Here is a 300-nt window from a genome sequence, read left to right as displayed (position 1 = left end):
GCGCCTGAGCCGCCAGGTGCAACGCCACCAACGACGACGAACACGCCGTGTCCACCGTCACCGCAGGACCCTCGAAACCGAACGTGTACGCGATACGACCCGACGCGACACTGCCGGTGTTGCCCGTGAGTAGATAGCCGTCGGCGCCCTCGGACGTGCCGCGCAGTGACGAGCCGTAGTCCTGGGCCATGGCGCCGGCGAAGACGCCGGTGCGGGAACCGCGCAGGCTCGCCGGATCGATACCCGCCCGCTCGAACACCTCCCACGACGTCTCCAGCAGCACACGCTGCTGCGGATCCA

The 300-nt window shown here is 69.0% G+C and carries 1 protein-coding gene; it reads right to left on the bottom strand.

All coding sequences use genetic code 11. From position 1 onward, the window contains the following. A partial coding sequence (locus JS756_RS36360) for a beta-ketoacyl synthase N-terminal-like domain-containing protein (RefSeq protein ID WP_275892796.1) occupies positions 1 to 300 on the bottom strand: 300 nt, incomplete at both ends.

The organism is Streptomyces actuosus (genome assembly GCF_016921115.1).
In the GTDB taxonomy this organism is placed as follows: domain Bacteria; phylum Actinomycetota; class Actinomycetes; order Streptomycetales; family Streptomycetaceae; genus Streptomyces; species Streptomyces actuosus_A.
The sequence above is the reverse complement of the archived record's forward strand: the minus strand, read 5'-3'. Positions and strand labels throughout refer to the sequence as shown.